This window comes from Rhodococcus sp. IEGM 1305, assembly GCF_030058635.1.
Classification (GTDB): domain Bacteria; phylum Actinomycetota; class Actinomycetes; order Mycobacteriales; family Mycobacteriaceae; genus Rhodococcus_F; species Rhodococcus_F opacus_D.
Genome location: NZ_JASHKX010000041.1, coordinates 1 through 25,491 on the forward strand (window position 1 = coordinate 1; position 25,491 = coordinate 25,491).

Below are 25,491 nucleotides of genomic sequence, written 5' to 3' on the forward strand. Positions count from 1 at the left end.
TACCACGCGTCACATTATGTCCCACAGGTCACTTCATCCACATGAGACACGCTCTCAGTGGAAACCCGCACGCGGACATTCACGCAGGATGTCAAAGAGTTAACCAACGCTGGGGCGCTGTCGCCCATCCCGATGGGGTATCGGGGCGCCCCATCGGGGTGGGCGACAGTGACCCTCGGGTGCCTGTCCCGTCGTCCGTCGGGGCCGCAGGATAAGGCCTGTCATCCCATCCCGTACCCCCTGTTGGAGGCACTTCATGGCTCGAAACACCGGCGCCCGCATCGCGATCGGCGCCCTCGCGGCGCTGTCAATCTCCCTGGCCGCGACGACTGCCATCGTCCTCGCGGACGACGATCTGCGCGGCATTCCGCTTCCCGGCCGGGAACAGGGCACCACAGTGCAGGTCGTCCCTGGAAGCGCACCACAGACCGGCAGAGACATCGCGGACGCGCGGACGCAATTCCCCGGCAACTTTCCCGCTACCGTCGGGCCCGACGGTAGCGCGACTGCGGGAGGAGCCGTCGGGGCTGACCCGTCCGGTGACGGCGCCGCGAACCCCGGCCCAGCCCCTGTGAACCCGGGCACGATCGTCGGCCCGGCCCCCGCGGATCCCGGTTCGCCCCCATCCCCGCCGGTCGCCGATCCGCCGGTCGAAGAACCACCCGTCGCCGACCCGCCGGTCGAAGAACCACCCGTCGCCGACCCGCCGGTCGCAGAACCACCCGTCGCCGACCCGCCGGTCGCAGAGCCGCCGGTCGCAGAGCCGCCGGTCGCAGAGCCGCCGGTGATCCGCGACCACCGCGACGAACCCGTCATCCGCGACCACCGCGACGAGCCCACGGGTCCGGTCGTCCGCGACCACCGCGACGAACCCGTCATCCGCGACCACCGCAATTAGTCCGAGGTGTTCCCCGAACTTGTGGGAACTTTCTCGTCTTCGAACGCATCTCACTAATAACAGCACGAATTCGACAGCCCGTTGAAGGAGCTCCCAACTATGTACCCGACATCGTCGCCCATGTCCGGCCAGTCGTTCCCCGCCCAGTCCATGCCGACCTATGGGGCGCCCCAGCCCGCGCCGCCAAAATCGAACGCCGGCTGGGCCGCCGCAGCCATCATCTTCTTCTGGCCGCTCGCGTTCGCCGCGTTCAACCACTCCTCCCGGGTGTATCCGCTGTGGGCGACCGGCGACTACCTGGGCGCGGCGTATGCCTCCCACCGGACGAAGCGCCTCGGCAAGACGGCCCTATGGATTTTCATCATCCTCAACACGATGTTGATCGCGTTCTACGTCCTGACGATCGCGATGGTCGCGGGAGCCAACGACTACTCCAGCTACTAAAGGGCATTTGCGCATTGTCCAGGCCAGGAACGTTCACTACGCAGCGTGTGGGCCCGCCCATGCCGGTAGCACGGTGTGGGGGCGGTTGGCGGTGCCCGCTAAGGTCTACGCCGCGGTCATCGGTCGTCGGCGCACCGCTGTCCCAATTGCCGTCCCAGTAGGTCCTGCCGTTTCCCGAAGAGTGTTGGAATGGACAATGTCGGAAGACACCGAACACCTGCGTCGCCGGCTGTTCGATTGCGGCGATCCGGAGCTGGGAGCCGCCCGCGCCCGTGAGCACATCCCGTCGGTCGAGGTCGAGATCTATCCGGGCATCGGGCACGACCTGTTGTGGGCGAATCCCGAGCAGGTGATTCCCCGCTTCCTCGACTTCACCGACAGCCACGATCCGGTTCGATCGTGAATCACGTGTCATAGGCCGATCGGTGTGCGATTCGGCTCTGCCGACTTCGCGCACCGGCGATGGTCCAGGCGTGCGCACGCTCGTGCCGGGTAATGAGCCAACGAGCGAGCGCGGACCTCGACCAGATCATCGCCGGTTGTTCACAACGGGTACCGGGCATTCCCCTCGCGATGACCGCCAACGCCGTCGGCCTCGAACATCGCGCACACCGGCTCGCCGATGCGGGACTGACCCGAGTCAACGTCTCACTCGATACCATCGACCGCGCGCACTTCGCGTCCTTCCCGCCGGGACCGACTGCCGTCGGTACTCACCGGAATCCGCGCCGCCGTCGCCGCCGGACTGGAACCGGTGAAGATCAACGTTGTACTCATGCCCGAAACCCCGAGCGGCGCCGGAGATCTGCTGCAGTGGCGCCTACATGAGGTTGTCGCCCTGCGATTCATCGAGAAAATGCCACGTCCCCACCGCCGCCCACAACCAGGACACCTGGTCATGACGCGGCACCTCCTATCATCTGATCTCTACGACGGAGGCGCCGGCCAGGGATGATCGGGGCTGATGATCTTCACGATCTCGGCGAAGAAGTTCCACACGCCCAGCGGGTCGACGTTCGTGTTGACCAGCATTACCACCGTCTTACCCTCAGGCGGAAGGTAATACGCGTAGGTCTGGTAGCCCGCGATATTTCCGTTGTGGCCGATCCAGCCGTTCTGGTACTCGACACCAAGTCCATACAGCGAACCCGCACCTTCCGACGGTGCCAGCTGAAACTGCTCCCGCTCGCGCTGTGTTGCCGGCGAGAGCAACGTTCCGGTGGCCAAGTCGCGCACCCACACACGCAGGTCGTCGAGCGTGGAAATCATGTTTCCCGCACCGAATCCCCAGGACGGATTCCAGTCGGTCGCGTCCACCGATTCGCCGTCAGGTGTTTTCGTGTATCCGTGAGCGTGCGGTGACGGAAGTGCCGCATCGGTCGGGACCGAGGTGTGGCCGAGATTCTCGGGTCGCGCGATGTACTCGTCGATATACGCGTTCAGCGGCTGGCCGGAGACCTTCTCGACCACGAGGCCGAGGAGCGCGGTATTGGTGTTGGAGTAGTCGAACTCGGTGCCCGGTGCGAACAGCGGTGGACGGCTGAAGCTGATCTCGAGCAGTTCCTGAGGCGTCCATTGGCGCTGCGGCTGACTCGGGAGCGCCGGGATCACCACCTCCGAGTAGTCCGGAAGCCCACTGCGCATGGCCGCCAACTGGCGGATGGTGATCGTGTCCCCGTTGGGGACGTCGGGCACATACCTGTCGATCGGATCATCGAGGCCGACTTTTCCCTGATCGACCAGTTGCAGCACGGCGGTGGTGGTGAAGGTCTTGGTTACGCTGCCGATGCGCATGAACAGGTCGGGTGCCATGGGGTCGCCGGTGGCCGTGTCGCTCACCCCGAACGCCTGGACGTAGGGCGCGGCGCCGTCCTGCCAGACACCGACGATGGCCCCGGGAATCGCGGCGTGCTCCATCGCCCCCGGAATCGTGGCGTCGAGCTGTGCGTCGGGCACGGCCGGTTGCACTGCCGACTCACCGCACCCCACGAGTCCGGTCATCGAGATCGCCAACACCGCGACGATTCGGCGTCCCGCGAATGTCTGTGACACCCCGCTCCCCAATCCAAGCCTCCACTGTCGTCTGATGGAAGCTTGCCTCATCTGCTTCGACTTGGATCGGTTTCCGGCGCCCGATTTGAGGCAAACGCCCCATGCGACGACATAAGCGGTCGACCGATGATCAGGGCATGACAAAGCGAGTTCAGGAATCACCGGTCATGACCGGATCGACCGTCGAATCACCGACCGTCGGGCGCGTCGATGCGGTCGACGTGAGCCGGCATGTCGGGGCGCGGCAGATCCTTCAGGAGCTGTCGCTGTCGGTCGAGCCGGGCGAGTTGGTCGCCATCGCCGGCGGCAGTGGAGCAGGAAAGAGCACATTGCTGGAGATCCTCGCGGGACTGCAACCACCGTCCGCCGGGGAGGTCCGGCACGACGGCGTCGTTCGCGGTGCCCGAGTCAGCGCCGATTCGCGCATCGGCTACGTCCCGCAGGACGACATCATCCACCTCGAGATGCCCCTGCGCCGCACGCTGCGCTACGCCGCGCGGCTCCGGTTGCCCGCGGGCACATCGGCGGCCGAAGCGGACCGGATAGTCGAGAAGACCATGCAGGACCTCGACCTGGCCGATCGAGCCGAGGTGCCGGTCCGTGCGCTGTCCGGCGGCCAGCGCAAGCGGGCGAGTATCGCCGTGGAGCTACTGACCCGGCCACACCTCTTCTTCCTCGACGAACCCACCTCCGGGCTCGACCCGTCGACCGCAGCCGACGTGATGCGCCTACTGCGCCGACTCAGCCGGCGCGGGGTCACAGTCGTCCTCACGACGCACGAGCCGGCCGGCATCGATCGGTGCGACCGGGTGGTGTTCCTGGCTCGCGACGGCCACCTGGCCTTCACCGGCAGCCCGACCGAGGTTCGGCGCTACTTCGGTGTGGAGGACCTCGCCGACGTGTACGACCGGCTGGCTCGTGAGGACACCCCCCAGGTCTGGGCGGAGCGATTCGCGGACAGCGGTGGGACGTCGGAATCCCTGCCCGGCTCGGCGCTACCGCCCATCCCGCCCGTCCCCGCCACCCGGTCCGACGTGGGACGCACCGGCATGGTGCGGCAATGGTGGCTACTCACACAACGCAATGTCGATGTCCTCCTTCGCAACCGGCTGACCCTGGCGGTGCTGCTCGGCTCACCGGTGCTGGTCACGGCGATGATGGCGACGCTGTTCCAGCGCGGCGCGTTCGATCCGCATGGCGCGGCCGACCTCGGCCCCGCCCAGATCGTCTTCTGGATCGCATTCGCAGGCTTCTTCTTCGGCCTCACGTACGGCCTGCTCCAGATCGTCGGGGAGATGGCTGTCTTTCGGCAGGAGCGCCTGGCCGGGCTCAGTGTCGGCGCCTACGTGGCCTCCAAGGTGACAGCGCTGCTTCCGGTGCTGGCTGGAGTGAGCGCGCTGCTGCTCGGTGTGCTGCGGGCGCTCGGTCGGCTCCCCGCCGTCGGATGGGACGTGTCGGCGGTCCTGTTCGTGACGATCGTGATCGAGGCGACCTCGGCGCTGGCCCTCGGCTTGCTCGCCTCGGCCGCGGTCTCCAACGCCGCGCAGGCCGCCCTCGCCCTGCCGATGCTCTGCTTCCCTCAGGTTCTGTTCGGCGGAGCCATCGTCCCGGTTGACGAGATGGCCCTCCCGGGACGCCTGATGAGCCTCGGCCTATCCAACCGCCACGCATTCGAAGCCTTGGGTCGCGACCTGGATCTCGACCGGTACAGCGCCACTCTGCCGGCCATGTCCGCCTACGGCGACACCTTCCGCGGAGGCACCGGTGCCAGTCTCATCGCGCTGGCCTCATTTGCCGTCGCTCTCATGCTGGCCACCGTGTGGGTACTGGACCGGCGGTCCCGGCCCGGCGCATCCCGTCGATGACCGCCCGCACGGCCGGTCCCGCCAGAAGGCGGATGCTTCACTTCCCCACGACCGCATTGACCGGGAAGCCCACCAGACCCCGGTCGATCGCGGCGAGACTGGCCTGCGTGCGGTTGTTCACCCCGAGCTTGGCGTATACACGCTCGACGTGGTTGCGTGCCGTTTTCTCGGCGATGAACAGGTCGGCGGCGATTTCTCGGTTCGACCGGCCCTGCGCGACGAGACGCAGGATCTCCACCTCGCGGTCGGTCAGCCCGGCGGGCCAAGGCGTCCGCCGCGACACCCGTTGCCCCGCCGCCGCCAGCACGGCCGCCACCGACTCGGCGTCGAGGCGTCCGGTGCGCGCCTCCTCTTTCAACCGATCGGCAGCGCCGCGAGGATCGAGCGCCGGCCGGTGCGGACGCGGCTCGAGCAGTCGCTGATAGGCATCCGCCGCGGCAAGCAGCCGATCCTGCGCGGTCAACTCCGCGCCGGCGATCCCCCGGGGAAAGCCGGACCCGTCGATCCGTTCCCGGTGCTTCATTGCGACGGACACCACCGACTCCAAGCCGTTGACTCGGCTCAGTATCCGGCCGGTCAGATCCGGATACATTCGCACCCGTTCCCATTCAGCCGTGGTGAGCGGACCCTTCTTCTCCCAGATCTGGTTGGACACCCCCATTTTGCCGAGGCTGTGCACGAGGCCTGCGCGGTAGAGATGAGTGATGTCCGACGGCGACATGCCCAGGCGCCGGGCCGCCCCGGCCACCAGATTCGCGACGCCACGCGAATGCCCCAGGGTGAACGGAGACTTGAGATCGACGAAATCAGCCATGGCCCCGAGTAACTCGTCGCTCTCCTCGGCCCTCAGGGTTCGGTCGCGATCCGGAGCCCGAGCCAACGCTGCGACCCAGACGTCCGTTTCGAACAAACCGTCCACGATCGCCGCCGCGTCACGTTCGAACACCTCCACCACTGCCGGGCTGAACTGACTGCCACGCCGGGAACGGAGAACGTCCTTCGCGTGCCCCAGCCCACCCGTCCGCAGGTGCACCTCGGCGACGTCCGCCACGTGGGAGATGTGGATCTCGACCGGGATACCCTCTCCGCGACAACCGTTGGGCAACCCCCGGCCGTCCCAACGCTCGAAGACGTAGGCGAGCGCCTTTCCGACCTGCCCGTCCAAGCCCATCCGATCGGACAGAACCCCGGCGGAACTGCAATGTGAATGGATCAGCGTGGCGACCTGGCTACGCGCTGCGACCAGAAAAACAGCGGCCCGGATGCCGCGCTCCCAGCCCGGCAGGCCGCGTCCCACGTGACTCGTCATCAGCCGCAGAAACGGCAGACCGGTCATGTCCACCGCGTAGGTGTCGGCCCGGAAGGCGATGTCGTCGCCGAAGAGCGCCGAGAGTTCGTGGGAGTCCGCGTGACAGCCGATCCACCCGACCAGATTGGCGTAGTACACGGTCGCTCGCTGCTGGGGGTCGAGTCCCATCCGCTCCGCTATCCGTGTCGCGATCAAGGACGACCGAAGCATGTGTTCCATCGGTTGACCCAGACCGAGATCGATCGCCAGCGATACCGCGGCCAGCAGTTCGGCTCTGCTCAGACCTTGTCCCGAGCCGGGGAGCGTCCCGTGCGGGTGCATCTTCCCATTGTCCACCTCAACGTGACCGGACCTGGAGGCAACCCGAGAAGACAGGTACCCGCATACGCCGAACGACCCATGCGAAAGCTCGCAGGTCAACCCACAATTGTGACCAACCCGATACGCCGACCCACAGCAAGGAGGCCGCCGGACAAAGCTTCCGACCCACAACTTCACTCGCAATCACGCAGGCAGCACACCCCGCGCAGACAGGCAACTTGCGCCCCCTTATGAGGGACCAGTGCTGCACCCCAAGGACGCACCGTCGACCGGTGCGTGTCGGGGGACGGCCCGCCCGTGCGAAGCACCCTCGCCCGGGCGGGCCGACTCCTGTCGGCCGATAGGAGTAACAGTGTTGCCGAACGATGGCCCGACGACGCGGCCGCCTTCAGCCGTGGAACGAGCACAGCGGATCGCCCGACGCCCGATCGTTCGTCGCCGAAACTTTGTTCTCCCACGAGTCGATCAGCAGACAGCCCCACCACTTCAGACGCCGGTGGGGAGCCAGCTCCATCCCGGCTTTCTCACTTGCCCGCGGACGAGCTCGTAGGACGCGCCCACCTGAAGCAGTGTTGCCTCGGACAGTGGCCGTCCGATGAGTTGCATTCCGATCGGCAGCCCATCGGACGACACGCGGACCGGCACGGACAACGCAGGCAGACCGGTGAGGTTCGCCGGAGCCGAGAGACGGACGTAGGTGTCACTGATACCTTCACTGCTCCCGTCGGGCCAGTCGATGGTCTCCTGACCCGCCCGTGCGGCTACCGATGTCACAGTCGGTGCGGCGAGCACGTCGATGTCGTCGAACAAGTTCGCCCAGGCCTTGCGGATCAGCGCGCGGGACCGTTGCGCCCGGAGATAGTCGGTAGCAAGCAGGTGCTGCCCGGCTTCGAGGAGGAGACGGACGTCGTCCGAATACAGCTCGGGGTGGCTGTTCAGGGAATCCTGATGGTAGGTCGTGGCTTCCGGAACCACCAGACCCCATTGCGTGGCGTGCACGAGGTGGGTGAGCGGGACTTCCACCTCGACGAGCGTGGCACCGAGCCCGGCGAGTACGTCTATCGCCTCCAGAACGCGCGCTTGCACCTCGGGTTCGACGTTGTCGAAGTAGTAGTTCGTCGGAACGCCTACTCGGACGTTCGTCAAGTCCCTCCCGGAATCGGGAACGTAGCTCCCCTCGTTGTGCCGCAAGCTGGCGGGGTCTTTGTCGTCGTATCCGACGAGTGCATCGAGTGCGACCGCCGCATCACGCACGGTGCCGGCGATCGGGCCGACGTGATCCAACGACCACGACAGTGGGGTGACGCCTGCGCGGGAGACCAAGCCGAATGTGGGCTTGAGCCCGACAACCCCGCAGAGCGCGGACGGAATCCGGATCGAACCTCCGGTGTCACTGCCGAGCGCGATACCCACGATCCCCGCGCTGACCGCAATCGCAGATCCGCCGCTCGAGCCACCGGGCACGCGGTCGACAGCCCACGGATTCCTACTCTGCGGTGTGATCGTTCCGAAGGCGAACTCGTGCGTGTGGGTTTTGCCCAGCGAGATCGCGCCTGCCGACTGCAACTTCCGCACTGCGGTCGCGTCGCGGTCGGGAACGTGAGTTGCCCGCACCGCAGAACTGGACGTGGTGAGAACCCCGGCAGTATCGAAGAGATCTTTGATCGCGATCGGAATGCCGTGCAGCGGACCGCGATATCGGCCTGCGGCGATGTCCGATTCGGCGATCGCCGCCTCCTCCCGCGCCGCGCCGGCCGTCACAGTCACGAAGGCAGACAGGTGCGGATCGACGCGGTCGAGGTGATCAAGCGCGGAGTCGATCAGTTCGACCGGTGACAATTCTCGGCGGAAGATGGCGTCGGCAGCGGCGGTGAGGTCCAATTCATGCGGTTGCATCGGGTGTTCCGTTCTGCGGGTGGGTAAGCGCGACGAAGGAAAACGCCGGCGGAGTCTCCGCGTATTCGACGCCGTCGAGAGCGCTCAGGACACCGCGGATGCCCATGACGGTGGCCGCCACGGCTGCGGCGTGCTCGCGATTTCGGTGTCCGGAATGTGTGGTCACGGCGAAGTCCTTGGTTGTGGGTGAAATGCCTACGGGATCGCGGCGGCCGAAACGAGCACGAAACCTGTTGCGGTGCTGCGCACGCGTCCGGCGGTGGGGTGGGTGAAATGGCTACCGAGCAAGAGTGTTTCGGTGTCGGCGATAGTCGACAGGATCGTCTCTCGTGTGCGTTCCGACAGAGCCGGGTCGATGTCCACTCCGCAGCACAGGCGCGGGTGGGCGAGCTGGATGGGGTGGTGGAGGAAGTCCCCGGTCACCAGTGCGGTCTCGCCGCCGGAGCTGATCCGGACCGATACGTGCCCCGGGGTGTGCCCGGGAGTGGGGAGCAGTTCGACTCCGTCGGCGACCTCGACGGGTGTCTCGGCGTCGACGAGTTCGTATTGACCGGCCTGGCGGATCGGGGTGATCGAATCGGCGAACATTCGCTGCTGGTCTTCGCTCAACGCTGCCGCCGACCAGTAGTCCCATTCGGTGCGGGCGACGAGGTAGCGGGCATTCGGGAAGGTCGGCTCCCACACCCCCTCTCGCAAGGTGGTGTTCCACCCGACGTGATCGCGGTGGATGTGCGTGTTGATCACGAGGTCGACCGAATCCGGGTCGAACCCGGCGTCGCCCAGTCGCGGCAGGTAGTCGCCGTCGAGGTTGTTCCACGCCGGGTTGTCCCGGACCTTGCCGTTACCGACACCGGTGTCGATGACGATGCGGGTTCCGGCGATGTCCACGACGAAGCTATGCACCGACAGGCGGATGTCACCGCCGTCGTCGGTGGCCGACGGGTCCAGCCACGGTTGGCCGGCAACGAGTTCGGCTGTCGCGTCGGGCAGGAGCCAACGGCCTTGCCCTTCGAGTACGACTTCGTCGACGCGACCGATGGTCGCGTCCCCTACCGTCCAGTGCGCTGATGTTCCGGACACGATCAGCTCCCTACGCTCGTTGCGGCAGCCTGGCGGTCGATGGTGGCGTTCCGGTGCCAGGTTTCCGGCGCCGCGAGCAGATCAGCGAGTCGCTGTGCGCACACCGCCAACAGTTTCTCGCCCTTGTCGGCCGTGGCGAGTCGTGCGTCGCCGGCCACACCGGATTCGGTGATCTCCTCGAACGAGCGCCAGAGGTACACGGGGACGTTGTCGGATTGCAGTCCGCATTCGGGGCCGTGTGCGTCGGAGAGGCGGCCCAGGACCACGAGCTCGGGGTGCGCGGCGAGCATCATCGACGTCTCCCCCTCACACGCGTGCATCACGCCGCTCTGCCCCGCCAGGATGTGCGCGACGTCGTCCGCCGCCGCGGTCAGGTACGTCGTCACGGCGATAGTGACGGGCAGTTCCGCGGTCAGTTCGTTGACGATGGCATTGAGCGCCGAGATGTTCCCGCCGTGCCCGTTCACTATCGCGATCCGGGTGAACCCGGCGCGCATGATCGACCGGCAGACGTCCCGGAGCACGGCGTGGTAGGTGGGCAGGCTCAGAGTCAGCGTGCCGCCGAAACGCATGTGGTGTTCCGCCAGACCCCACCACAGTGTCGGTGCGACGACGACGGAAAGGCTCTCCGCCAGTTGGGCTGCGACTCTGTTCGCCGCCTCGGTGGCGAGCAGCGCGTCCACCCCGGTGGGCAGGTGCGGGCCGTGCTGCTCGATCGATCCGACCGGGAGCAGCACCAGACCGCCCAGTCCCGCCCGCTCTCGCAACTGCTCCGCGGTCATCTTCTCCCAGGAGTACTCCATGGCGCCCTCGTCCTCCATAACGCTGTCAAGCCTCGACCAAAGTTAGATTGGACTGTACAGTACACCCCTATCGGTAGCGGTCGCCAGAGCCCAGGCCGGCAATGGCCAATCGCTGACGTTTCCGCACGAACCCCATCGAGGAGCCATGGATACACATACCCCTAGACCCGGCGTTCCCTTGACCATCGCCGCCCGGCTGAATCGCCTCCCGGTCACCCGGCGGCACAAGAAGATCATCGCCATCATTGCGTTGGGCAACTTCTTCGAGATCTACGAACTGTTCCTCGCCGGTGTACTGGCGGCCACCCTGAAGACCAAGTTCGCGCTCACCGGCTTCGACCTGTCGCTGGTGCTGGCCTCGGCGTTCGTCGGCGCCTTCGTCGGCGCCGTCCTGATCGGCCGGATCGCTGATCGTCTCGGCCGCCGGCGCGCGTACATGATCACCCTTGGCTTGTACTCGGTGTTCACGCTGTTAGCCGCCTTCTCCACCGATCTGTGGATGCTGGTGCTGTGTCGCTTCATCGCGGGCGTCGGACTCGGCGGCGAACTGCCCGTCACCGACTCCTTCCTCGGCGACATCCTGCCGTCGAAACGACGCGGCTACTTCGTGGCGTGGGCCTTCACGCTTTCGTACACTGCGGTCCCCGTCGTCGGGTTCGTCGGCATGATCGTTGTCGATGCCAGCCCGCTCGGGATCGACGGCTGGCGATGGATGTTCGCCCTGGGTGCGCTCGGCGCCCTGATCACCTTCGTCCTGCGGCGGCACCTACCCGAGTCGCCGCGCTGGCTCGAATCCGTCGGCCGGACAGACGAAGCCGAAGCCGTCACCCGCGAACTCGAGGATGCCGCACGTACGGAGGGCTGGGCCGCCCCGGCCGAGGACGAGGCAATCTCTCCCGTGAGCACCGGACCGGTGAGCGCGTCCGCGATGCTGCGGAAGCCGCTGTTGCGCCGCACCATCACGATGGCGATCGTCTGGATTCTGGCCGTCGTCGGGTACCACGGATTCAGTAGCGTTGCGACGCTCGTATTGACGGGGAAGGGAATCAGTGTCACCAATTCCCTGCTGTATGTCTCGCTCGCCTTCGTCGGATACCCGGTCGGCTCACTGCTCTCGATGCTCGTCATGGACAGGTTCGAACGCAAATGGCTTCTCGGTGGCTCGCTGGTCGTGATGGCCGCGCTCGGCCTGGCCTACGGAAATGCCGTCACACCGGTGTGGATCGTGCTGTGGGGTTTCACGTTCACGGTGATCGCGAACCTGATGTCGAATGTCACCCACGTGTATCAGCTCGAGCAATACCCGACCGCCATCCGGACCACCGCCACAGGCCGGCTCTATTCACTGGGACGCCTGTCGACCGCCGCCGCTCCGCTCTATCTGATCCCCATGCTCGAACACAGCGGTGCCGGAGCGGTATTCACCCTCGTCGCCGCAGCCCTGGCGGTTGCTGCGGTCGTCACCGTGGGGTTCGGTGTTGCCACCACCGGGCGGACCCTCGAGGAGATCTCGCCCGGTGACGCGTCGGCGGCAGTTATCCCGCAGCGGGCGCGTACCGCGCCATGAAGGTGGCGACCGACTCCTCGACAATCTCGTCGGCGGGCGGGAGATCCGTGACGAACTCGACAATGCCCATGACCTGAGGCCACAACGTCACTTCCTGGAGTAGCCCGAAGAACTGGTGGGCGGCCAACTCGGTCGAGCGGCATTCGATGTGTCCGTCGGTGACCAATCGGTCGAGTTGGCCGACCAGCGCCTTCAGCAGAGGCTCCTTGCCGGCCCGGTAGAACTCCTCGGCTATCCACGGCAGCCGCCGAGATTCGGCCACCACCAGGCGGATGAAGCTCACTTGGTCGGTCTCGGCCACGAACGCGAGGATCGCCTGAGCGAAGCGCCTCAGTACTGCTTCCGCCGACTGCGGCGCACCGTCCACCAGATCGTCGATGCGCCCGGTCTGCAACAACTTCGACCAGTGCCGATCCAGCATCGAGCGGAAGACGGATTCCTTGCTGCCGAAGCGGTTGTACAACGTCTGCCGCGCCACTCCCGCCGACTTCGCGATCCGATCGAGGTTGACCCCCGCGTATCCGTCCCGCAAGAAAAGCGCCTGCGCGGCGTCGAGGATCTTGCCGGTCGTCTCGGGCTCGGCCGCCGCTGAACCCTCCACCGTATTTGCCACACTGCCCTCCGAACGTTCTGCTGCACAGCAACCTGCTGCGAAGTCAACCCCTCAGTGGTATGGACTGTACTGTACAAGCCACAGGAGGTTCGTTCCGCCGCGCAGGAACGGCGAGGCATCACCCGAACACCGCCACTGCATTCAGCCCCGGCAACCCCGACGATTGAGTGATCACGCATAACTGAGCACCCCGCGCACCAGTTCCCTCCACTGCACGGCCGCACACCCACGCCAGGGGCAACCCACCCACCGCGCACACCGGACGAAGACATATCCCGATACCGGCAACTGCGACAACGCAGCCAACGCCTTCGCCGACGAACCCACGACTGGCATTCCGGGCACAGTGACACCGACGCGGTCATCGAGTTCGCACATGTCTGAGCACCCTACGGCGGAGCACCCGACGAAGAGATCTTCGTCAGATTCGGAATGTCCACGGACCGCTTCGTCGAGGCACTCTGGCGAATACTCGAGAATTGCCTTTTCGCACCCCCGTTCATGGACGAACTCGCAGAGGTCTACCGACCCCCGCACAGCTGACGACCCACCAGTTCGTCGAGAAATCGTGCTCACCCACGATCGCCGCCCCTCGCGTGGAGGTTCCACGGCCCGATGTTGCCCCATTCGGGCACTACCCACCTCGCGCACTGGGTAGGGTCCGATTCCATGGCTGACCAGGGGAAGATCCGGACCGTGGTGTGGGGCACCGGGAATGTGGGGCGGGCCGCGATCCGCGCGATCGATGCACACCCCGGACTCGAGCTGACGGCGGTGATCGTGGCCAACCCGGAGAAGGTGGGACGCGATGCCGGCGACCTGGCCCGCCTGGGCCGCTCGCTGGGGGTGGCCGCAACGGATGACGCCGATGCCGTGCTCGCGACCTCCCCCGGCGCTGTCGTCTACGCCGCGTCGGGCGAAATTCGCCCGGACGATGCGGCGGCGGACATCATCCGCGCACTCTCCGCCGGGGCCGTCGTCGTGACCCCGTCGATCTATGCGCTCTACGACCAGCGCAACGCGCCGGCCGAGTTGCGCGACCCGATCGAGGCGGCCGCGAAGTCCGGCGGCGGCGCCCTGTTCGTGTCGGGCGTGGATCCGGGATGGGGCAACGACGTCCTGCCGATCCTGATGACGGGCCTGGCCGGCACGATCGATCAGATCCGTTGCCAGGAGATCTTCGACTACACCACCTACGACCAGCACGATTCCGTGCGATACCTCGTCGGCATGGGCCAGCCGATGGACTACGAACCGCCGATGGTCGCGGCGACCGTGCCGACGATGGTGTGGGGCGGCCAAATTCGGCTCGTCGCCCGGGCCCTCGGTGTGGAGCTCGACGAGATCCGGGAGACACTGCTGCGCCGGCCGCTGGACGAGACGATCACCACTGATCTCATGGGCGAGTTCGAGGCCGGCACCCAGGGGGCGCTGCGTTTCGAGGTGCAAGGCATCGTGGGCGGCGAGCCTCTGATCGTCATCGAGCACGTCACGCGGATCCACCCGTCGTGCGCCCCGGACTGGCCCGTGCCGCCGGACGGCGGGGACGGCGCGCACAAGGTGATCATCGAGGGCCGGCCGCGCATCGAGGTGAACGTGGAGGCCACCGACGAGGGCGGCAATCGAGCGGCTGGCGGCAACGCCACCGCGGTGGGGCGCCTGGTCAACGCGATCCCGTGGCTGAGGACGGCCGCGCCGGGGCTCTACGACGCCCTGGACGTCCCGCTCACCCCCGGTCACGGCAAGCTCGGCTGACACCACCCACATCAGTTAGCTCTTGCGCTAACTATTGTTGCTGTGAATACTTTGCCTTATGGCTCAGTATCCCGAGCAGCTGAACGGCATCTTCCAAGCGCTCGCCGACCCCACGCGGCGGGCCGTGCTGGGCCGCCTGAGCCGGGGCCCGGCGACGGTCAGCGAACTGGCGAAACCGTTCGACATGGCCCTGCCCTCCTTCATGAAGCACATCCACTTCCTCGAGGACAGCGGATGGATCCGGACGCACAAGGAGGGCCGCGTACGGACGTGCGCGATCGAGAAGGAACCGTTCACGGCCGTCGAGGCGTGGCTCGCGGAGCAACAGGAACTGTGGGAGAGCCGCACCGACCGACTCGAACAATTCGCCACCGAACACACCGTCACGACACCCGCAAAGGACACACCGCAATGACCGACACTGCGAGACCCGATCTCGACCTCACGATTTCGCGCATCATCCGGGCACCCCGTCCGGTCGTGTGGCGCGCCTGGACCGACCCCGCCAGCTTCGAGCAATGGTGGGTCCCCGCGCCGTCTCGGTGCCGGGTCGTCGACATGGAACTACGCCCGGGCGGGGCGTTCACGACCCAGATCAGTGAGGACGGGGGTGAATTCACACCACACATCAGTGGCTGCTTCCTCGCCGTCGACGAACTCGAACGCATCGTGTTCACCAACTCGCTGGTCGGCGGCTGGCGACCCGCCGAACAGCCGTTCATGACCGCGATCATCACGTTGAACGACCATCCGACGGGCACGGAGTACGTCGCCCACGTGATGCACAAGGACAACGCCGACCGCAACACCCACGAGGAAACGGGCTTCTACGACGGCTGGGGCACCGTCACGGAGCAGCTCGCCGAACTGGCCGAGCGACAGGCGTAACGGAGGAGGCCGACAACGAACAGGTCATCGTGGCCACCGACGATGAGCTCGCAACCTACCTCGAGGAGCTGAAGAGACAGCCGGACACGGACATTCACCTGTCCGGCGGATCGTCCTTTGCGCGATCGGTCCTCGCGCTGGCTCTGGTGGACGAGTTCTATCTCTTCGTCTATCCGGTCGTGTCACCGGGCGCCTCCTGGTTCTCGGAGATCTCCGACCAGCGTGACCTCGAACTGGTGGGCACTGAGTCGTACGGCAACGGGGTCGTCGAAGTGCATTAGGTGCCCCGGGAACGAGCGGCCGCACTCAGGCCGGACAGCTTCACCGACATGCTCGCGTAAACACGGTCAGCCCACCGTCGCGAACTCCCCTGCCGCGGACCATCGTTGCCGCTCGGCGGCGAACGCGACGGCCTGCTCGGCTCGGAAGTCGCCGATCGAATCGGCATTTGCCGTGAGGAACTGCTGGTGCTCGGCGAGCGAGAACGTGCCCTCGGTGATGTCGATACCGCCGCCGCGGCCGGCTGCGACCTCGGATCGCAGGTCCATCAGCTCGTCCGGTTCGACGGGGTACCAGGAGATCCGGTCGAAGAAGCGAAGCAGCCAGGGGGTGCCGTCCTCGAACGGTCCCGACTTCTCGGGATGCCGATGGTTCCACACCTGGGTGGTTCGGCCGACGAACTGGTAGCCGCCCGGGCCCTCCATTCCGTAGATGCACAGGTACGCGCCACCGATACCGACCGCGTTCTCCGGCGTCCACGTTCGGGCCGGGTTGTACTTCGTGGTGACCAGCCGATGCCGCGGGTCGAGCGGTGTCGCGACGGGTGCGCCGAGGTAGACGTCACCGAGCCCGAGCACCATGTACTCCGCTCCGAAGACCGTGTCGAAGACGTCGTCGACGCTGCCGAGCCCGTTCATGCGGCGGATGAACTCGATGTTCCACGGGCACCACGGTGCGTCGGAACGGACACCGTGCATGTAGCGCTGGATCGCCTCACGAGTCGAGGGGTCGTCCCACGACAGCGGCATCCGCACGGACCGGCTCGGCACCACGAGTTCGTTCGCCGCGGGCAGTGCGTCCTCCGCCTCGCCGAGCAGCCCCATGAGCTTCGGGATCGGCAGCACGTCGGGGTCGACCCGGACCTGCAGCGAGCGGATGCCCGGTGTCAGGTCGAGGAGCCCGGCCGGCTTCTCGACCTCGAGTCGCTGGTGCAACGCGTGGGCGCGGGCCCGCAGTGCGAGGTCGAGGGTCATGTCGCCGTATTCGACCAGGACGTTGTCGTCGCCGGACCGCCGGTACGTCACGGCGGTCTCGCCGTCGCGCCGGGCGATCACGCCGTCGTCGCGGTCACCGGTGGTGGAGAAGACCGTCGAGTGCGCCGCCCGCCGCGCGGGCCCCAGTGCCCGCGTGGACGCGGCCCGGTCGGCCCTGATCGGCACGAAGCGCACCGCATCGCCGGGCGCCAGTTGTCCGAGCTTCCAGCGTTCCGCCGCGACGACGGTGACGGGGCACACGAACCCACCGAGGCTCGGTCCGTCCGGGCCCAGCAGGATGGGGGTGTCCCCTGTGAAGTCCAGGGCGCCGACCGAATACGCGTTGTCGTGAATGTTGGACGGATGCAGTCCCGCCTCGCCGCCGTCCGTGCGGGCCCAGTCGGGCTTGGGTCCGATCAACCGCACCCCGGTGCGGTCCGAGTTGAAGTGCACCTCGTAGTCGGTCCGGTACAGCGTGTCGATGTCGGCGCGGGTGAAGAATTCGGGTGCGCCGTGCGGGCCCTCGGTGACCGCGATCTCCCAGCGACGGCACAGGGCCGGAACGTATTCGGCGGGGACGGCGGCCGTGCGGGGGCCGGTGTGCTCGCCGACCGCGAGAACATCGCCCTGCCGCAGCGTGCGGCCCTGATGTCCGCCGAACTTGCCGAGCGTGAACGTCGAGGCGCTGCCGAGGAAGTCGTCGACGTCGAGCCCGCCCTGGACGAGTACGTAGATGCGGAGGCCGGGTCCTGCCACCGCGCCGACGTCCAGGACTGCGCCTGCCGGCACCCGGACCGGACGCCACTGCGCCTGCAGCACTCCGTCGACCGTGACCGGTGCGGGCGCGCCCGTCACACACACCACCGTGTCCTCGTCGAACTGCAGTGCGGGACCGGACATGGCGCATTCGATTCCGGCGGCGCCCTCGTCGTTGCCGAGCGCGATGTTGCCGAGCCGGAACGACAGGTCGTCCATCGGCCCCGACGGCGGCACACCGACGTGCCAGTACCCGGTCCGTCCGGGGAAGTCCTGCACCGTGGTGAGCATGCCGGGCCGGTGCACGGTGATCTTGGCGCTCATGCCTGCGCTCCCGTCGGCCGGGTCACGATCATCCGCACCGCGGTCGGGTCGAAACCGTTGCAGGGGTTGTTGATCTGCGGGCAATTGGACACCAGTACCAGAACGTCGCGCTCCGCGCGGAGCGCCAGGCGGCGGCCCCGCGCGGACAGGCCGTCGACGATGCCGAGCGTGCCGTCGGCGTCGACGGGAACGTTCATGAAGAAGTTGATGTTCGACACCAGGTCGCGCTTGCCGATCCCCCACCGGGATCCTTCGGCGAGGAAGTTCTCGACGCAGGCGTGCTGGTGCTTGGTGTGGTGGCCGTACCGCAGGGTGTTCGACTCCTGCGAGCAGGCGCCGCCCACCGTGTCGTGCGAGCCGACCTCGTCGGCGACGAGCGTCATCAGGGCGTCGTGATCGTCGGTGCGGAGGACACTTCCCGTGGTCAGGAACAGGTTTCGCTGCGCCGACACCGTGGCGGCGGCCGAGTAGCGCTGCCGGTGGTCGTCGGCCGCGTAGATCAGGGTGTCCACGGCCTGGTTGCCGCACAGGTCGACGATGGTCAGGACGTCACCGGCCACGACGACGGCAGACCAGGGGCCGCGGGCACCGACTTCCTCGTCCAGGATCACCGTTCCCGGTACCAGCGGTGCGGTCTCGATGGTGGTGGTCATGCCTGCTCCCGTCCCTGGCGCTGCGCTGCAGCCCAGACGTCTTCGGTGTTGAGAAAGGCTCGGTGGTACTCCGGGTCGGCGTCGACAGGCTCGGCCACGTCGACGCCGGTCCAGGCGAGCACTTCGAGCGAGGTCGTGCCGTACGTCGGCGACGGATCGAGCGGGTGCGCCGTGTTGGCGATCAGGACGATCACCGGGAGGTGGATCACGAGGTCGACCGCGGTGTCCGCGCCGGCGGATCCGATGCTGCTCAGCGACCCGTCCTCCCCCACCCGCACCCCGTGGAAGAACGACAGCGAGGGCGGGAGGTCGCGCCGCTCGAGTCCGTGCTTCGCCGCCGCCACCGTGAAGAGTTCACGGCCGGCCGGGGACGCCGAATGCAGGCTGCCGTCACCGTATCTCGCGGTGTTCGAGGCGAGCGACGTGGTGCCACACAGGGCGTCGTGCCGCCCGGACCCGTCCGACACGAGCGTCGCGAGAACGCGCCCCTGATCGGAGAGCAGCGGATGTCCCGCCCCCAGGTACGCCTGCCACGGCACCTTGACGGTGTCGGCGACGTTGAGCCGCTCCCACGGCGCGTCCGCCCGGTACAGCAGCAGGTGGGCGCAGGCCCGGCCGTCGAGGTCACGCAGTCGCAGTCGCGTGCCGCGGCCCAGCACCTTGGTGGTGTACCGGCCACCGGAAACCGTCTCCGCCCACGTGAGCTGTGCCGGATCGATGTCGGACGGTGGGGTCGGCCAGGACGACGCCGGGACCACCGGCATCGAGTCGGTGATCACTCCCGACTGGGCACGCGCGTGTTCCTTCGCGGCACTGGTGGTCGACGTGTCCACTGAGGTCATGTCAGGCTCCGATCGTGACGGGGTTGGGGGTCGTGCGGCCGCGCGGGAAGCACGCGACTCCGAGCGCGACCACGGCGGCGACGGTGACGGGGGCGGCCCACCGCAGGAGGGGGTAGTCGCCGCTGGGGTCGAAGATCTCCGCGCGCGGCCAGGACAGGTTGACGACCATCAGCGCTCCGTAGCCGACGGCCAGGATGTTGACGGGAAGGCCGAACCGTCCGAGCGAGTACAGCTTCCGTCCGTCCGCGTCGACCTGCGGTCCTCCGTGCGGCCAGCCTTTCAGCCTGCGCAGCAGGAGCGGCACCGTGACCATCAGGTAGGCGAGGTAGATCAGGATGATGCAGACACTCGAGAGGGTCGCGAAGATGGCGGAGTTCCCGACGTTGACCGCGAGGATGCCGATGCAGACCAGGCCGATCAGGACGGAGGGCGCGATGGGTGTTCCGGTGCGGGTGTTCACCGTCGACAGAATCTGCGAGGCGGGCAGCCGTCCGTCGCGTGCCATCGAGAACACCAGCCTGGACGCCGCCGTCTGGATGGCGAGCGTGCAGACGAACACGGCGATCGCGACGTCGACGAGCAGGAGTGTGCCCCAGGGCGAGCTGAGGATCGACGAGAGCACGTACGGCAGGCCCTCGGCGGCGAGCCGGCCGTCGGTCAGGCTCGGTGCGGCCATCAGCGCGCCGATGATCATCAGTCCACCGCCGAGCGCCGACACGGACAGCGCGAGGCGGATCGTGCGCGGCGCGACCCGGCGCGGGTTCCGCGTCTCCTCGGCGAGTTCGCCCGCGGAGCCGAATCCGACCATGACGTAGGCCGCCATCAGACCCGACACGATCCACGCCCATCCGTACCCGGGTGACGCCCCGGCCGTGCCGGTGTCGAACACGACCTCCGGTCCGCGCTGGGCGTGGGTGAGGAACATGCCGATCACCGCGATGACGCCGACGATCTCGCAGGTCACGCCGATGTTGTTGATCCTGGACATCCAGTTGACGCCGATGCAGTTGATGAACGTGGTCACCACGAGGAGGACGGAACCCAGCAGCACCGCGTTGGCGGCGCCACTCGCGGACGTCAGCGTGCTGTCCTCACCGATGATCTGAAATCCGCTCCACACATTCGGGAGCACGACCTGCAGCGCGATGGCCGCGGCGGATGCCGTCACCATCTGCGCGAGGATCATGAACCATCCGGCGAACCAGCCGACCACCTCGCCGCCCATCCGGCGTGACCACTGGTAGATCGCCCCCGAGATGGGGTACCGGGCGGCCAGTTCGGCGAAGTTGAGCGCCACCATGAACTGGCCGACGAACACCACCGGCCACGTCCAGAAGAAGGCGGGTCCGGCGAATCCGAATCCGAGCCCGAAGAGCTGGAAGATGGTGGTGAGGATGGAGACGAACGAGAAGCCGGCGGCGAACGACGCGAACTTGCCGAGGGAACGGTGAAGTTGCTGCTCGTAGCCGAATTCGCCGAGGTCGCCCGTGTCGTCGACGCCGGTTCCGCCGGACGGGCGGGGAGGTGCGGCCGGCGCGGTCAGCACTTGCGCAGTCCTTGTGGGTGTACTCAAGGGCTTACTCCTTCGGCGAGAGCAATATCTGTCGCTCGATAGTTTTCTCGCGGAAGGGCCTCGATGGGTGACGCCCGCGTATCCAGATCGCCGCCGGCCGTAACAGCATCGTTGCCTACGTTTCGGGAGCATGACGAAACCCTCACTGCGGGTGGAGACCGTCGATCCCGAGAGCGACCTGACATCATGGAGCGGTGACCACAGGGCCGGGACGACCCCGACTGACCAGTCAGCGCAGACCAGGGCAGACCACTCCCGAGGAGATACTCGACGCCGCCGGAGAGTTGTTCACCACCAAGGGTTTCGCGGCCACCTCGACCCGGCAGATCGCCGAGATGGTCGGTATCCGGCAGGCATCGCTCTACCACCACTTCCCCAACAAGGAGGAGATCCTGGTGGCGCTCCTCGAGGAGACGGTGTCCCCCGCGCTCGCCGCGGCGGGGCGGCTCGCCGACGCCGCCGCGCCCGCCACGGTGCGCCTGCACGCGCTGGCCACCTACGACGTCACGCAACTCACCGCCACCACATGGAACCTCGGTGCGCTGTATCTTCTTCCGGAACTGCTGACCGATCGATTCGAGCCGTTCCGCGCCCAGCGAACCCTGCTGCGCCGGCACTACCGGCAGCTGGCGGACCAGGCCCTCACGGAAATCACCGACGATTCAGGTGACACCTCCCCCGCCCTGACCGACCTGCCGTTCCGAATAGTCGAGAGCGCCATCGCAACCCGCGCCGACATCGAACGCGGACTGCTTCCCGGGCCCGAGAACGAGGGTGCCGCCGGACTCCTCGCCGACGCCTGCCTCCGCGCCCTCGGATGGACGAAGCCGATGGACGAAATCCGGGCGAAGTCGCGGGCACTGCTCGCCGAGACGGCGGGCGGAACACCCCTTCGCCTCTAGCCGTGCACGTCGGGCCCGTGAGATAAAGTCTGGCGAACGCTTATCACTGGGGGGTTATCTTGAGCGATGTCTTTGTCGTCACGGACGGCATCAGGAATTACGGCGCCACCGCTGCGCAGGCCGCCGAACAGATCAGCAGCGCCGCCGCACTCGATCTCGGCGCGAATCTCGCGGCACTCGCGCCCGTGTTCGGCCCGATCGGCGCCGACTTCCTCGCGTCGTTCGCCGCCGCACAGGCAAATCACGCCAGGTCGGTCGCCGAACTCGCGTCTCACTACGCGCAGAGCGCGATCGCGGCGCATGCCACCGCCGATTCCTACGACTCCGTCGATGGCGCCAACGGCGCTGCGCTCGGCGGCGTCGGCGACGGAATCGGGGGCCTCGCATGACGTCCCCCGAACCCGCCGGGCACCCTGCGGAGCAGGGATCGATCCTCGACCTGATCCAGGGAACGCCCGTCGGCGACGCCCTCGCGACGCCACTGCCGAGCACTCCGCTCGAGGCCCTGCAGAACTCTCCGCTCGGCCCGTTCCTCGATGCGCCGCTCGGTGACCTGCCGCCACTATCGGCCCTTCCGCCGCTGCCTCCACTGCCGCCGAACCCGGTGGAGGCGCTGCTGCAGGGGCACGGGCTGCCCGGACTGCCGGGTGTGGACGAATTGTTCAAGCCGCTCACCGATCTCGCCGGGAGTTTCGGCACCGGCACGTTCGGCTCGTTCGATCCGACATCGCTGCTCGACATGTCCTCGGGCATGATCGACCAGGCGATGTCGATGAGCCTGTCGGGGCTGAAGGTGCTCGACCAGATCTGGCAGAGCCAGGCAGCGCAGGCAGCGCAGTCGCAGGGCCTGCAGGCTCAGACGAGCGGCACGGAACTGAGCGAACGCGGCACGGAGATCTCGGCGACCACGCAGACCGCCGCGGCGTCCGTGGCGCGGGGCAACGCGAACCTCATGACGATTTCGGAGTCGTTCGCGGCGACCGCGGTCGCTGCCGCGCCGATGGTGATGACGCCGCCCGGGCAGGCGATGCTGCTCGCGTCCGCCGCCGAGCACCTGAAGGCGGCCATCGGGGTCGTGACGCAGACGCGCACCGAACTCAACGAACAGACCCTCACGATGAACGGTCTGGCCGCCCCGGTTCCGGTACCGCCGCCCCCGGCGCCCGGGGCCGTGGCGGGAGCCGCCCCGGCGTCACCGTTCGCCATCGCGTCCACCGTGATCGAGGGTGTGGGCAAACCGATGATCTCCACCGTCACCGACAGTGTCGGCGACCTGGTGTCGGCGAGCACCCAGGCTGCGAGCGTCTCCTCGTCCGATCTGCCTGCCGACGCCCTGTCGACGAAATCCCCCGGCACCCCCGCACACGGGGCATCGGGCGGAGTTCCGGGTGCGGTGGGCATCGCCGGCGGCGCGGGCATCGGCATGTACGGCGGCGGCGCGGGCGGAAGCGTCTCCGCGGGTAGCGGTTCCGTACCCCGCGGAACGGTCACCGGGCCGGTGGTTCCCCCGGCGACACCGGGGACCACTCTGACACCCGGCGCCGCTCCGACCGCCGCCGCGTCCTCTCTCGCACCCGGCGGAGCCATGGGCGGGATGGGCGGCGCCGGGATGGCGGGTGCCGGGATGGCGGGTGCCGGGCGCGGGGGCGACGACCAGCTGAGCGGCCGGTCCACACCCAGCTACCTCGTCAACGCCGGCGAGAACAACGCGTTCGCCGGCGACCTCCCGATGGTCGCGCCCGCCGTGATCGGCGGCGAGGATCTCGACGACACTCCGTTCGGCGACCAGAGCTGATCGCTCAGTCGAGGAGCGCTGCCACCTCGTGATCGGTGAGCGTGGTGGTGGGCACGCGGCCTTCCGAACGCACCAGTTCCACGGCCCGGAACAGGGGGCGTTCGGGAAGGGCCGCGCCGCGGGCCTCCGCACGTAGCTGCTCGATGAGCACCGACGCGATCGCGGCGGCCGGCACCAGTTCGCTCGTCGTCAGGGCGTCGGCCAGCCTCCGGAGCCCGAGGATCTCGAGTTCACGGCCGCCGTCGGTCGTGTAGAGGGCGAGCGGTATCGCGAGGCTCCCGTCGGGGTCCGTGATCCGGACGCTCACCTCGCTGACGCGAGCCGAACGGACCACCAATTCCGCCGCGACCGCCCTCGTGACGTCGACGTGCCTGCTGCGCAGTCCCCCCGTCGACCGGATTCGCCCGGTCTGCAGTGCGATTCGTCGCCGCAACGTGAGGAGCGCGGAGGCGGCGGTCGGGACCGCGATCACGGCCCCGACCGTCACACCGACCCACACGGGACCGAAGAACCCGACGATGACGCCGACCACCACACCGATCAGCACGGCGATCGCCGCGACCCGCTTGAGCCGCGGTGCGATCAATTCGATCGGAACGAGGTCGAGTGACACCGCCGCGGTGTCGTCACGCGCCAAGGATGGCTCCGACGCGTGCGACGACATCCGCCGAGGAGACCGATTCCTGGTCTCCGGTGGCGAGATTCTTGATTCCCACCGTCCCGTCGGCGATGTCGCGGTCGCCGAGCACGAGTGCCAGCGCGGCGCCGGATCGGTCCGCGGCCTTCATCGCGCCCTTCACCCCGCGGTTGCCGTACGCGAGGTCGACTCGAATCCCCTGGGCGCGCAACTGCTGAGCGATCACCACCAGCTTCGCCTTCGCCTCGTCGCCCAGCGGAACGCCGAAGACCTCACAGCGCGCAGTCGAGCCTGCGGTCTTGCCCTCGGCAGCGAGCGCCAGGACGGTCCGGTCGACGCCGAGCCCGAAACCGATGCCGGACAACGGCTGACCGCCGAGCTGCGCCATCAGACCGTCGTATCGTCCGCCGCCACCGATACCCGACTGGGCGCCGAGACCGTCGTGCACGAATTCGAACGTCGTCTTCGTGTAGTAGTCGAGGCCGCGGACCATTCGCGGGTTCACCACGTACGGCACACCCAGTGCGTCGAGGTGTGCGAGGACCTCGTCGAAGTGCGCCTTCGCCGTGTCCGAGAGGTGGTCGAGCATGAGCGGTGCGTCCGCCGTCATCTCGCGCACCTCCTTGCGCTTGTCGTCGAGAACCCGCAGCGGGTTGATCTCCGCCCGCCGGCGCGTCTCTTCGTCGAGGGGAAGGGCGAACAGGAACTCCTGCAACCGTTCCCGGTACTGCGGCCGGCACGTGTCGTCACCGAGGGAGGTGATCTCCAACCGGAACCCGTCGAGGCCGAGGCCGCGGAAACCGGCGTCGGCGACAGCGATGACCTCGGCGTCGAGGGCGGGGTCGTCGACGCCGATGGCCTCCACCCCGACTTGCTGCAGCTGGCGGTAACGACCGGCCTGCGGTCGCTCGTAGCGGAAGAACGGTCCGGCGTAGCTCAGTTTCACCGGCAACTGGCCGCGGTCCAGTCCGTGTTCGATCACGGCCCGCATGACGCCCGCCGTGCCCTCGGGCCGCAGGGTCACCGAACGATCACCGCGGTCGGCGAACGTGTACATCTCCTTGCTGACGACGTCGGTGGACTCGCCGACACCGCGGGCGAACAGCCCGGTGTCCTCGAAGATGGGAAGTTCGATGTGGCCGTATCCGGCCAGTCGCGCAGCGCGCGTGAGTCCGTCACGGACCGCGACGAACTCGGACGACTGCGGCGGGACGTAATCGGGGACGCCCTTGGGGGCGGAGAAGGTGCTGGCTTTGCTCACTGTC

At 67.5% G+C, this 25,491-nt stretch carries 25 protein-coding genes and 1 pseudogene; 13 read left to right on the forward strand and 13 right to left on the reverse strand.

Translation table 11 applies throughout. From position 1 onward, the window contains the following. Nucleotides 1-256 precede the first annotated feature (256 nt). From QM693_RS31965 to QM693_RS31980, 4 genes and pseudogenes are all read left to right on the forward strand, one after another. Nucleotides 257-898 (forward strand): hypothetical protein, encoded by a 642-nt coding sequence (locus QM693_RS31965; protein WP_283354337.1) that lies wholly within the window; start codon nt 257-259, stop codon nt 896-898. 99 nt (nt 899-997) lie between these two features. Then, nucleotides 998-1,342, forward strand: coding sequence for a CD225/dispanin family protein (locus tag QM693_RS31970; RefSeq protein WP_348539665.1), 345 nt, complete (start codon nt 998-1,000; stop codon nt 1,340-1,342). Nucleotides 1,343-1,538: 196 nt separating this feature from the next. Next, nucleotides 1,539-1,745 carry an alpha/beta fold hydrolase gene (locus QM693_RS31975; protein ID WP_280783799.1) on the forward strand — a complete coding sequence of 69 codons (207 nt, stop codon included), beginning with the start codon at nt 1,539-1,541 and terminating at the stop codon, nt 1,743-1,745. A 113-nt stretch (nt 1,746-1,858) separates the two neighbouring features. Beyond that, nucleotides 1,859-2,204 (forward strand): annotated as a pseudogene (locus QM693_RS31980) (radical SAM protein); the annotation flags it as partial. 65 nt (nt 2,205-2,269) lie between these two features. Here the strand turns inward: QM693_RS31980 and QM693_RS31985 are convergent. Continuing rightward, a complete protein-coding gene (locus tag QM693_RS31985; protein WP_502942690.1) occupies nt 2,270-3,343 on the reverse strand; it encodes a serine hydrolase domain-containing protein in 1,074 nt (357 codons plus the stop codon). A gap of 188 nt (nt 3,344-3,531) precedes the next feature. On the opposite strand from QM693_RS31985, the gene QM693_RS31990 reads away from it, so the two are divergent. Further along, nucleotides 3,532-5,259: an ABC transporter ATP-binding protein/permease gene (locus QM693_RS31990; protein ID WP_283354339.1), complete on the forward strand. Its 1,728-nt coding sequence runs from the start codon at nt 3,532-3,534 to the stop codon at nt 5,257-5,259. Between the two features lie 37 nt (nt 5,260-5,296). Here the strand turns inward: QM693_RS31990 and QM693_RS31995 are convergent, their stop codons facing one another. The 5 genes from QM693_RS31995 to QM693_RS32015 form a co-directional block, all read right to left on the reverse strand. Continuing rightward, on the reverse strand, nt 5,297-6,889 hold the full coding sequence (locus tag QM693_RS31995; RefSeq protein ID WP_283354340.1) for an HD domain-containing phosphohydrolase: 1,593 nt from the start codon (nt 6,887-6,889) through the stop codon (nt 5,297-5,299). Between the two features lie 486 nt (nt 6,890-7,375). Then, on the reverse strand, nt 7,376-8,785 hold the full coding sequence (locus tag QM693_RS32000) for an amidase (RefSeq protein ID WP_283354341.1): 1,410 nt from the start codon (nt 8,783-8,785) through the stop codon (nt 7,376-7,378). After that, nucleotides 8,772-8,951: a hypothetical protein gene (locus QM693_RS32005; protein ID WP_283331857.1), complete on the reverse strand. Its 180-nt coding sequence runs from the start codon at nt 8,949-8,951 to the stop codon at nt 8,772-8,774. The genes QM693_RS32000 and QM693_RS32005 overlap by 14 nt, the downstream gene beginning before the upstream one ends. A 29-nt stretch (nt 8,952-8,980) precedes the next feature. Further along, entirely contained in the window at nt 8,981-9,865 is an 885-nt protein-coding gene (locus tag QM693_RS32010) for an MBL fold metallo-hydrolase (protein ID WP_283354342.1), read from the reverse strand. 2 nt (nt 9,866-9,867) lie between these two features. Then, nucleotides 9,868-10,686 carry a creatininase family protein gene (locus QM693_RS32015; RefSeq protein WP_283354343.1) on the reverse strand — a complete coding sequence of 273 codons (819 nt, stop codon included), beginning with the start codon at nt 10,684-10,686 and terminating at the stop codon, nt 9,868-9,870. A gap of 127 nt (nt 10,687-10,813) precedes the next feature. Between QM693_RS32015 and QM693_RS32020 the strand changes: the two genes are divergently transcribed. Continuing rightward, nucleotides 10,814-12,235 (forward strand): MFS transporter, encoded by a 1,422-nt coding sequence (locus QM693_RS32020; RefSeq protein ID WP_283354344.1) that lies wholly within the window; start codon nt 10,814-10,816, stop codon nt 12,233-12,235. Here the strand turns inward: QM693_RS32020 and QM693_RS32025 are convergent. Beyond that, a complete protein-coding gene (locus QM693_RS32025) occupies nt 12,204-12,848 on the reverse strand; it encodes a TetR/AcrR family transcriptional regulator (protein WP_280783808.1) in 645 nt (214 codons plus the stop codon). The genes QM693_RS32020 and QM693_RS32025 overlap by 32 nt on opposite strands. A 669-nt stretch (nt 12,849-13,517) precedes the next feature. On the opposite strand from QM693_RS32025, the gene QM693_RS32030 reads away from it, so the two are divergent. Genes QM693_RS32030 through QM693_RS32045 form a run of 4 tightly spaced genes read left to right on the forward strand, consistent with a single transcriptional unit; the run spans nt 13,518 to nt 15,772 of the window. Next, a complete protein-coding gene (locus QM693_RS32030; RefSeq protein WP_283331861.1) occupies nt 13,518-14,603 on the forward strand; it encodes an NAD(P)H-dependent amine dehydrogenase family protein in 1,086 nt (361 codons plus the stop codon). A 58-nt stretch (nt 14,604-14,661) separates the two neighbouring features. Continuing rightward, the gene (locus tag QM693_RS32035) at nt 14,662-15,018 is read left to right on the forward strand and encodes an ArsR/SmtB family transcription factor (RefSeq protein ID WP_280783810.1); all 357 of its coding nucleotides are present in this window, start codon (nt 14,662-14,664) and stop codon (nt 15,016-15,018) included. Continuing rightward, nucleotides 15,015-15,491 carry an SRPBCC family protein gene (locus QM693_RS32040; RefSeq protein WP_283354345.1) on the forward strand — a complete coding sequence of 159 codons (477 nt, stop codon included), beginning with the start codon at nt 15,015-15,017 and terminating at the stop codon, nt 15,489-15,491. The genes QM693_RS32035 and QM693_RS32040 overlap by 4 nt, the downstream gene beginning before the upstream one ends. 29 nt (nt 15,492-15,520) lie before the next feature. After that, nucleotides 15,521-15,772: a dihydrofolate reductase family protein gene (locus QM693_RS32045; RefSeq protein ID WP_283354346.1), complete on the forward strand. Its 252-nt coding sequence runs from the start codon at nt 15,521-15,523 to the stop codon at nt 15,770-15,772. 66 nt (nt 15,773-15,838) lie between these two features. Here the strand turns inward: QM693_RS32045 and QM693_RS32050 are convergent, their stop codons facing one another. From QM693_RS32050 to QM693_RS32065, 4 genes are read right to left on the reverse strand one after another with little or no spacing between them, the layout of a single operon-like run. Further along, nucleotides 15,839-17,824: a 5-oxoprolinase/urea amidolyase family protein gene (locus QM693_RS32050; protein ID WP_283354347.1), complete on the reverse strand. Its 1,986-nt coding sequence runs from the start codon at nt 17,822-17,824 to the stop codon at nt 15,839-15,841. Beyond that, on the reverse strand, nt 17,821-18,477 hold the full coding sequence (locus QM693_RS32055; protein WP_283354348.1) for an urea amidolyase associated protein UAAP2: 657 nt from the start codon (nt 18,475-18,477) through the stop codon (nt 17,821-17,823). Before QM693_RS32055 ends, QM693_RS32050 begins: the two co-directional genes overlap by 4 nt. After that, nucleotides 18,474-19,319: an urea amidolyase associated protein UAAP1 gene (locus QM693_RS32060; protein ID WP_283354349.1), complete on the reverse strand. Its 846-nt coding sequence runs from the start codon at nt 19,317-19,319 to the stop codon at nt 18,474-18,476. Before QM693_RS32060 ends, QM693_RS32055 begins: the two co-directional genes overlap by 4 nt. 1 nt (nt 19,320) lies before the next feature. After that, nucleotides 19,321-20,865, reverse strand: coding sequence for an amino acid permease (locus QM693_RS32065; protein WP_283354367.1), 1,545 nt, complete (start codon nt 20,863-20,865; stop codon nt 19,321-19,323). 221 nt (nt 20,866-21,086) lie between these two features. Between QM693_RS32065 and QM693_RS32070 the strand changes: the two genes are divergently transcribed. From QM693_RS32070 to QM693_RS32080, 3 genes are read left to right on the forward strand one after another with little or no spacing between them, the layout of a single operon-like run. Continuing rightward, on the forward strand, nt 21,087-21,794 hold the full coding sequence (locus QM693_RS32070; RefSeq protein ID WP_283354350.1) for a TetR/AcrR family transcriptional regulator: 708 nt from the start codon (nt 21,087-21,089) through the stop codon (nt 21,792-21,794). Between the two features lie 59 nt (nt 21,795-21,853). Further along, the gene (locus QM693_RS32075; protein ID WP_283354351.1) at nt 21,854-22,183 is read left to right on the forward strand and encodes a type VII secretion target; all 330 of its coding nucleotides are present in this window, start codon (nt 21,854-21,856) and stop codon (nt 22,181-22,183) included. Beyond that, nucleotides 22,180-23,589, forward strand: coding sequence for a hypothetical protein (locus QM693_RS32080; RefSeq protein ID WP_283354352.1), 1,410 nt, complete (start codon nt 22,180-22,182; stop codon nt 23,587-23,589). Before QM693_RS32075 ends, QM693_RS32080 begins: the two co-directional genes overlap by 4 nt. Nucleotides 23,590-23,593: 4 nt before the next feature. Here the strand turns inward: QM693_RS32080 and QM693_RS32085 are convergent, their stop codons facing one another. Together QM693_RS32085 and hisS are read right to left on the reverse strand one after the other, a co-directional pair. Next, nucleotides 23,594-24,253, reverse strand: coding sequence for a hypothetical protein (locus QM693_RS32085; RefSeq protein ID WP_283354353.1), 660 nt, complete (start codon nt 24,251-24,253; stop codon nt 23,594-23,596). Beyond that, nucleotides 24,216-25,487 (reverse strand): histidine--tRNA ligase, encoded by a 1,272-nt coding sequence (gene hisS / locus QM693_RS32090; RefSeq protein ID WP_105419836.1) that lies wholly within the window; start codon nt 25,485-25,487, stop codon nt 24,216-24,218. The genes QM693_RS32085 and hisS overlap by 38 nt, the downstream gene beginning before the upstream one ends. Nucleotides 25,488-25,491: the final 4 nt, after the last annotated feature.

Excerpts from the sequence above, each read along its gene's own strand:
- QM693_RS32085 (WP_283354353.1), bottom strand. The coding sequence starts at position 24,253 with ATGTCGTCGCACGCGTCGGAGCCATCCTTGGCGCGTGACGACACCGCG.
- QM693_RS31975 (WP_280783799.1), top strand. The coding sequence starts at position 1,539 with ATGTCGGAAGACACCGAACACCTGCGTCGCCGGCTGTTCGATTGCGGC.
- QM693_RS32060 (WP_283354349.1), bottom strand. The coding sequence starts at position 19,319 with ATGACCTCAGTGGACACGTCGACCACCAGTGCCGCGAAGGAACACGCG.
- QM693_RS31990 (WP_283354339.1), top strand. The coding sequence starts at position 3,532 with ATGACAAAGCGAGTTCAGGAATCACCGGTCATGACCGGATCGACCGTC.
- QM693_RS32055 (WP_283354348.1), bottom strand. The coding sequence starts at position 18,477 with ATGACCACCACCATCGAGACCGCACCGCTGGTACCGGGAACGGTGATC.
- QM693_RS32000 (WP_283354341.1), bottom strand. The coding sequence starts at position 8,785 with ATGCAACCGCATGAATTGGACCTCACCGCCGCTGCCGACGCCATCTTC.
- QM693_RS31985 (WP_502942690.1), bottom strand. The coding sequence starts at position 3,343 with ATGACCGGACTCGTGGGGTGCGGTGAGTCGGCAGTGCAACCGGCCGTG.
- QM693_RS32015 (WP_283354343.1), bottom strand. The coding sequence starts at position 10,686 with ATGGAGGACGAGGGCGCCATGGAGTACTCCTGGGAGAAGATGACCGCG.
- QM693_RS32040 (WP_283354345.1), top strand. The coding sequence starts at position 15,015 with ATGACCGACACTGCGAGACCCGATCTCGACCTCACGATTTCGCGCATC.
- QM693_RS31965 (WP_283354337.1), top strand. The coding sequence starts at position 257 with ATGGCTCGAAACACCGGCGCCCGCATCGCGATCGGCGCCCTCGCGGCG.
- QM693_RS32035 (WP_280783810.1), top strand. The coding sequence starts at position 14,662 with ATGGCTCAGTATCCCGAGCAGCTGAACGGCATCTTCCAAGCGCTCGCC.
- QM693_RS32020 (WP_283354344.1), top strand. The coding sequence starts at position 10,814 with ATGGATACACATACCCCTAGACCCGGCGTTCCCTTGACCATCGCCGCC.
- QM693_RS31995 (WP_283354340.1), bottom strand. The coding sequence starts at position 6,889 with ATGCACCCGCACGGGACGCTCCCCGGCTCGGGACAAGGTCTGAGCAGA.
- QM693_RS32080 (WP_283354352.1), top strand. The coding sequence starts at position 22,180 with ATGACGTCCCCCGAACCCGCCGGGCACCCTGCGGAGCAGGGATCGATC.
- QM693_RS32030 (WP_283331861.1), top strand. The coding sequence starts at position 13,518 with ATGGCTGACCAGGGGAAGATCCGGACCGTGGTGTGGGGCACCGGGAAT.
- QM693_RS31970 (WP_348539665.1), top strand. The coding sequence starts at position 998 with ATGTACCCGACATCGTCGCCCATGTCCGGCCAGTCGTTCCCCGCCCAG.
- QM693_RS32050 (WP_283354347.1), bottom strand. The coding sequence starts at position 17,824 with ATGAGCGCCAAGATCACCGTGCACCGGCCCGGCATGCTCACCACGGTG.